6 protein-coding genes are annotated in these 6,154 nt (G+C 72.6%); 4 read left to right on the top strand and 2 right to left on the bottom strand.

The window, feature by feature from the left end; all coding sequences use genetic code 11:
* Positions 1 to 280 precede the first annotated feature (280 nt).
* Positions 281 to 1,078 carry an IclR family transcriptional regulator gene (locus EST54_RS32925; protein ID WP_129251344.1) on the top strand — a complete coding sequence of 266 codons (798 nt, stop codon included), beginning with the start codon at positions 281 to 283 and terminating at the stop codon, positions 1,076 to 1,078.
* Between the two features lie 62 nt (positions 1,079 to 1,140).
* On the opposite strand, the gene EST54_RS32920 is transcribed toward EST54_RS32925, so the two are convergent.
* Positions 1,141 to 1,458 carry a DUF5955 family protein gene (locus EST54_RS32920; protein ID WP_244942667.1) on the bottom strand — a complete coding sequence of 106 codons (318 nt, stop codon included), beginning with the start codon at positions 1,456 to 1,458 and terminating at the stop codon, positions 1,141 to 1,143.
* 581 nt (positions 1,459 to 2,039) lie between these two features.
* On the opposite strand from EST54_RS32920, the gene EST54_RS32915 reads away from it, so the two are divergent.
* The 3 genes from EST54_RS32915 to aceB all read left to right on the top strand — a co-directional run bounded on the left by EST54_RS32915 (position 2,040) and on the right by aceB (position 4,893).
* On the top strand, positions 2,040 to 2,264 hold the full coding sequence (locus EST54_RS32915) for a hypothetical protein (RefSeq protein ID WP_006602240.1): 225 nt from the start codon (positions 2,040 to 2,042) through the stop codon (positions 2,262 to 2,264).
* 143 nt (positions 2,265 to 2,407) lie between these two features.
* Positions 2,408 to 2,986: a nucleotidyltransferase family protein gene (locus tag EST54_RS32910; RefSeq protein WP_129251345.1), complete on the top strand. Its 579-nt coding sequence runs from the start codon at positions 2,408 to 2,410 to the stop codon at positions 2,984 to 2,986.
* Positions 2,987 to 3,264: 278 nt separating this feature from the next.
* Positions 3,265 to 4,893, top strand: a complete 1,629-nt coding sequence (aceB, locus tag EST54_RS32905) for a malate synthase A (RefSeq protein WP_129251343.1) — start codon at positions 3,265 to 3,267, stop codon at positions 4,891 to 4,893.
* Positions 4,894 to 5,027: 134 nt separating this feature from the next.
* Here the strand turns inward: aceB and EST54_RS32900 are convergent.
* On the bottom strand, positions 5,028 to 6,154 hold a 1,127-nt coding region (locus EST54_RS32900; protein ID WP_135796916.1), incomplete at its 5' end, for a M20/M25/M40 family metallo-hydrolase.

The following is a 6,154-nucleotide window of genomic DNA, read 5'->3' as shown; positions in this document are numbered from 1 at the left end:
GCACACCCCGGAATCCCACCCCACCCCCTTGGAGGATTCCATAGAATGGATAGCAGATTTCACTCAGCAGAACGTAGCTCCGTCCACTGGCGCCACCGGGGGAGCGCGGCCGACAGTCGACCCGAGGGTTCACAGCCTGGGACAAAGAGGGCCTGACCGGCGGGAACGAGTGCGCAAGACGCCATGTGCCACGGCAAGGGGACCGGTAGGCTGCTCCGATCGGGCCCGGCGCCCGTGAGCCCAGCCGAGACCGAACCGCCCCGCCCGAAAGGAACGCGACGTGCCGTCGTCCAGCGCCAGCACCTCCGCCGCCGAAGCCAAGTCCGCCGGCGGCGGTGTCCAGTCCCTTGAGCGCGCCTTCGACCTGCTTGAGCGGATGGCCGACGCCGGCGGCGAGGTCGGTCTGAGCGAGCTCTCCAGCAGCAGCGGACTGCCGCTGCCCACCATCCACCGGCTGATGCGCACCCTCGTCGCCTGCGGCTACGTCCGCCAGCAGCCCAACCGCCGCTATGCGCTCGGCCCCCGGCTGATCCGGCTCGGCGAGAGCGCCTCGCGGCTGCTGGGCACCTGGGCCCGGCCGTTCCTGGCCCGCCTGGTCGAGGAGACCGGCGAGACCGCCAACATGGCGCTGCTCGACGGCGACGAGATCGTCTACGTCGCCCAGGTCCCCTCCCGGCACGCCGTGCGGATGTTCACCGAGGTCGGACGGCGGGTGCTGCCGCACTCCACCGGCGTCGGCAAGGCCCTGCTGGCGAACCACTCACCGGAGGAGGTCCGCGCGCTGCTCAGCCGCACGGGCATGCCCGCCGCGACCGAGAAGACGATCACCGACCCGGACCGCTTCCTCGACGCGCTCGCCGATGTCCGCCGCCTCGGCTACGCGGTCGACGACAACGAGCAGGAGATCGGCGTCCGCTGCCTCGCGGTGCCGGTGCCCAACTCCCCCACCTCCGCGGCCATTTCCATCTCCGGCCCGACCGGCCGGGTGTCGGAGGCCGCGACGGACACGATCGTGCCGGTGCTGCAGGACGTCGCGGCCCAGCTGTCGGTGGCGCTGGCGAACCAGGCGCCGGCATAGCGCGCCGGGCCGCGGGCCCCGGGTCGGGGCCGGCCGGCGGCGGAGACTCGGCTCGGCGCCCCTCAGTGGGGCCGCGGCAGCTCGCCGAACCGGTCGATGCCCGCACGCACTTCGGCCAGCGCGGGAGAGAGCGCGCTCACCGACCCGACCGCCCCGGCGATCAGCAGCAGCGAGCGACGCAGCCGGGGCACCTCGGGCAGGCCGTGGCTCACCATCGCGTCCAAGGCGGCCAGCTCGTCGTCCGCCGCCGTCCGGTCCATCAACTCCCCTGGGAGGACAGCCAGTTGGCGGCGCAGCCGGGCCACGGCCCCGCGTAGCTCATGGACCCGGGGGTCGCCTTCGACCCCGGTCGTTCGTCTGTCACTCTGCAGCTGTTCCACCACGACGGCGTCCTCCGTGGCCGTTGCCCGACCCGCGATGCCGGACAGTTAACGCCACTCTGTGCTTCCCGCGCCATACGGAGAGCGAAAAAAACCGATCACTGGCGGGATTCGTCCGGCGATCGTCCGGCCGGCGCACCCCGCGAATGCGCGGCCCGTACGCCCGCTCACACCCCTGACCTGGGGGAACATGGCCGTCAGGCAGCTTGATGCGCTTGCCGTCGACCGGATCCGGGTCCTGCTGCGGGGCGGCGGGGGTGCCGGTCCCGCCACCGGGACCCTGGGGCGGTCTCGCGGCGGCGAGGGACCGTATCCGGCCACCGGCCGCGCCGTGACCTCGCCCGCGGGGAACTGGGCACCTTGCCCGAAGAGCCGGTTTGGCGACGGGCGTTGCCCCCTCGGCACCCTCGAAAAGGTCCGCCGCCGCAATGCCCGAATTCGGCTTGATCATGCGTCAGCACATGCGTACCCCACGGCACCCGATGGCGTGGGCACATCCGATACGAGGCGTATGGCAGGGCGCGATGGAGCATTCTCCCTTTCAAGGAAATATCCGGCATATCACTGGATCGGAGAATGCCATGGAACCCCACTCCGGCCCCGACACCGGCTCGAACCAGCGTCGGGTCAGCGTCGTGCAGCTCATCTGCCGCGCGTACGGCCTGTCCGATGCCTCGGAGATCACGCTGGAGCACATAGACCGTTACGTCGCCGAGCAGCGGCGCGTGGAGGAGCGAACGCATCAGCTGCGCGAACGGTTCCGGCCGCACATTCCCCGCCCCCGCGCGTCGGACGACGCCGCCTGACCCGGCGGGCCACGCTCCACGGTGCCATGAGGTATGCAGTCCTCATGGCACCGACAACACCGAGAGATCCGGGCGAACCGCCGCTCCGCGCCCGGCCGGACGCCCCTGAAGGGGCCCGGGAAGCCGTACGGCCCGGAGGGCGGGTGGCCGGTCTGCTGCTCGCCGCGGGCGGCGGGCGGCGCCTGGGGGGACGGCCCAAGGCGCTGCTCGACCACCGGGGCCGGCCGCTGGTCGAGCACGCCGCGCGGGCCCTGCGGCAGGGCGGCTGCGAGCCCGTCCACATCGTGCTGGGCGCGGCGGCCGATGCCGTACGGGAGCGGGCCGAGCTCTCCGCGTACCACGTCTGGGACAACCCGGACTGGGCCCAGGGCATGGGCTCGTCGCTCCGGGTGGGCCTGGCAGCACTGGCCGGGTCGGGGGCGGACGCGGTCGTGGTGTCCCTGGTGGACCAGCCGGGCATCGGCGCCGCGGCGGTGGCGCGGGTGGTGGCGGCGTACGACGGCGGCGGTTCGCTCGCCTCCGCCGCCTACGACGGCCGGCGCGGCCATCCGGTGCTCTTCGGCGCCGACCGCTGGCCGGACATCGCCGCCGGCGCAACGGGCGACCGCGGTGCCCGCGCCTACCTCCAGCAGCATGCGGCCGCCCTCACCCTGGTCGAGTGCGCCGATGTCGCGGAGCCGTACGACATCGACACCCCGGAGGATCTGCACCGCCTGGGGTGACCCTGCGCGCCGGCAGGCGCTCGCCGGCCGCGGGAGGGGGAGTAATGGAGAGTGACCGCCGTGGCACCGGGAGCCATTCGATCAGCAGGTGTGTCGAGCCGGAGAATCTCGACATCAACAAACCATTGAAGTTCCGCGATAAGGAAACTAGTATCCACTGGTCAGAAGCGCCCTGAACCCAGACGGCGCCCGCGACCGTCCCCCGGGGCCCGCGGCACCCCGTGCCGCCCAGCGCCCCCGCGGCCACCGGGCACCGCCGATGAATGGAGTGACAGCTCATGTCCGCACCAGCGCCGTCCCCGCTGGCCATCGTCGAAGTCGACCCCGCGCACACCCCCGAACGGCAGGGCGAGGTCCTCACCGACGCCGCGCTCACCTTCGTCGCCGAACTCCACCGACGGTTCACCCCGCGCCGTGACGAGCTGCTCGCCCGCCGCGCCGAGCGCCGTGCCGAGATCGCCCGCACCAGCACCCTGGACTTCCTGCCGCAGACCGCGCGGATCCGCGCCGACGACAGCTGGCAGGTCGCCGAGGCGCCCGCCGCGCTCAACGACCGCCGGGTGGAGATCACCGGTCCCACCGACCGCAAGATGACCATCAACGCGCTCAACTCGGGCGCCAAGGTCTGGCTCGCCGACTTCGAGGACGCCTCCGCCCCGACCTGGGAGAACGTCGTCTCGGGTCAGCTGAACCTGATCGACGCCTACGAGCGGCGCATCGACTTCACCGACCCGGCGTCCGGCAAGTCCTACGCCCTCAAGCCCGCCGGGGAACTCGCCACCGTCGTGATGCGGCCGCGCGGCTGGCATCTGGACGAGCGGCACCTGCAGTTCGAGGGCCGGCCGGTCCCCGGCGCGCTGGTCGACTTCGGCCTCTACTTCTTCCACAACGCCAAGCGCCTGCTGGACCTCGGCAAGGGGCCGTACTTCTACCTGCCGAAGACCGAGTCGCACCTGGAGGCCCGCCTCTGGAACGACATCTTCGTCTTCGCCCAGGACTATGTCGGCATCCCGCAGGGCACGGTGCGCGCCACCGTCCTCATCGAGACCATCACCGCCGCGTACGAGATGGAGGAGATCCTCTACGAGCTGCGCGACCACGCCTCGGGGCTGAACGCCGGCCGCTGGGACTACCTCTTCTCCATCGTCAAGAACTTCCGTGACGGCGGCGCCAAGTTCGTGCTGCCCGACCGCAACGCGGTCACGATGACGGCACCGTTCATGCGCGCCTACACCGAACTCCTCGTCCGCACCTGCCACAAGCGCGGTGCGCACGCCATCGGCGGCATGGCGGCCTTCATCCCCAACCGCCGGGACCCCGAGGCCAACGAGCAGGCCCTGGCCAAGGTCAAGAACGACAAGGACCGCGAGGCCGGCGACGGTTTCGACGGCTCCTGGGTCGCCCACCCCGACCTGGTCCCCATCGCCCGCGCCTCCTTCGACGCGGTGCTCGGCGACCGGCCGAACCAGAAGGACCGGCTCCGCGAGGACGTCGACGTCAAGGCCGCGGATCTGATCGCGATCGACTCCCTGGACGCCAAGCCCACCTACCAGGGCCTGGTCGACGCCGTGCAGGTCGGCACCCGCTACATCGAGGCCTGGCTGCGCGGACTGGGCGCCGTCGCGATCTTCGGCCTGATGGAGGACGCCGCCACCGCCGAGATCTCCCGCTCCCAGATCTGGCAGTGGGTCGACGCCGGTGTCGTCTTCGAGAACGGGGAACAGGCCACCGCGGAGCTGGTGCGCCGGGTCGCCGCGGAGCAACTGGCCGCGATCCGTGCCGAGGTCGGCGAGCAGGCCTTCACCTCCGGCCGCTGGCAGCAGGCCCATGACCTGCTGCTCCGGGTCGCCCTGGATACGGACTACGCGGAGTTCCTGACGCTGCCGGCGTACGAACTGCTGCGCTGACGCCGTCGCCCGGCACACCCCGGGGGCCGGTACGGACCGCCGCGGCGCGGTCCGTACCGGCCCTTGGCATTTCTGGCTCCGCGGACGGGCGGACCACCTGCCGCGCGCGCGACGCCGCCTTCGAAGACGATCCGTCAGCTCGGCGCCCCGGCCCGGTAGGTCGCGGCGTACTCGGCCATGAAGGCGGCCTCGGCGAGCAGGGCGCCGCGCAGTTCGGACAGCAGCACCCGTTCGTTGGGACCGTGCAGACCGCAGAGGCTGTCCTCGGCGCCGAAGAGCAGGATCTCGGCGTCCGGTACGGCTCTGGCCAGGCCGTTGACCAGGGGCACGGAGCCACCGGTCGCAGCGTGCACGGGGTCGGCGCCCCAGGCGCGGCGCAGCGCGGTGCGGGCGGCGCGGTAGGCGGGCCCGTCGGCGGCGGCTTCGTAGCCGGGTCCCGCGTCGCCCGCGGTGACGGTGAGCGGGATGCCGTACGGGCGCAGCCGTTGGAGGTGGCGGATGAGCGCGGCCTGCGCCTCGCGCGGGTCCTGCCGGGGGTGGACGCGGAGGTTGAGCTTGGCGCGGGCGTACGGGACCACCGCGGCGGCGGCACGGTCGACGGGCGGCGCGTCCAGGCCGATGACGGTGACGGCGGGGCCGCTCCACAGCCGTTCGCCGAGGTCGCCGGAGCCGAGCAGCGGGGTGCCGTGCGGGACCCCGGCCACCTCGCGGAATTCGTCGTCGGTGAAGGCGGTGCCGTCCCACGGTTCGCGGCGCAGGCCCTCGACGGCGACGTCGCCGTGCACGTCGTGCAGGGTCGCCAGGGCCTTGAGCAGGACGAGCAGCGCGTCGGGGGCGGCGCCGCCGTACTCGCCGCTGTGCACGGCGGCCCGGAGGGTGCGGACCTCGGCGAAGACCACGGCGGAGCCGCGCAGGGCGGTGGTCAGGGTGGGCGTGCCGGGGCGGATGTTGCCGGTGTCGGCGATGATCATCGCGTCGCAGGCGAAGAGGCCGGGCTCGGTGGGCGGGTAGTCGTCGAAGGCGCTGCCGTACTCCTCCTGTCCCTCGAAGACGATCCTGATGCCGACCGGCGGACGGCCGCCGTAGGCCCGCAGCGCACCGATGTGGACCATGAGGTTGGCCTTGTCGTCGGCGATGCCGCGGGCCCGGATGCCGCCCTCGATGTCGGTGGGTTCGAAGGGCGGGGAGTCCCAGAACCGCTCCTCACCGGGCGGCTGGACGTCGTAGTGGCCGTAGAGGAGGACGGTGGGGGCCTCGGGGG

The organism is Streptomyces sioyaensis, from assembly GCF_004122735.1.
Classification (GTDB): domain Bacteria; phylum Actinomycetota; class Actinomycetes; order Streptomycetales; family Streptomycetaceae; genus Streptomyces; species Streptomyces sioyaensis.
This window is presented reverse-complemented; position numbering and strand designations above follow the sequence as displayed.